A 429-nucleotide genomic window follows, 5' to 3' on the forward strand; every position below is an offset into this window, starting at 1 on the left:
CGTCCGCTATACAGCCGAATTCGTAGCCAATCTGCGCGGCGAGAGCTTGGAAACATTGGCACAAAACACCAGCGACAATTTCTACCGCCTGTTTAAGAAAGTACCTGACAGCAGTCTGAACAACGGCTAGTTCTAAGGCTTTCTACCACCGGTTCTGCCTCAAACGCAGCGGCAAACTCAAAATGGCTCAAGACAGAAACGACAACAAAATCGGCTTGCGCTATCTTCCGAATGGCCGGACCTTTAAAGAATGGGAATATTTCCATCAACACAATAAATGAATTTAAATTCAAAATATTGCTTTCCTAAACCCAGCAAAGCTCAAGGCCGTCTGAAAGTATTTTCAGACGGAATCTTGCTTATCTTACCGATAGGATGTAAAACATATCCTTCGAAATAAACGGTTCATCGAAACCGTACACCCATTGG

1 protein-coding gene and 1 pseudogene are annotated in these 429 nt (G+C 44.1%); both read left to right on the top strand.

Annotated features, from left to right (window positions below; genetic code table 11):
• Positions 1-130 (top strand): annotated as a pseudogene (locus ACTHUM_RS20115) (DNAase); the annotation flags it as partial.
• 52 nt (positions 131-182) lie between these two features.
• A complete protein-coding gene (locus ACTHUM_RS20120; RefSeq protein ID WP_083300566.1) occupies positions 183-281 on the top strand; it encodes a hypothetical protein in 99 nt (32 codons plus the stop codon).
• Positions 282-429 lie beyond the last annotated feature (148 nt).

The sequence above is a fragment of the Neisseria sp. P0021.S006 genome (assembly GCF_051956895.1).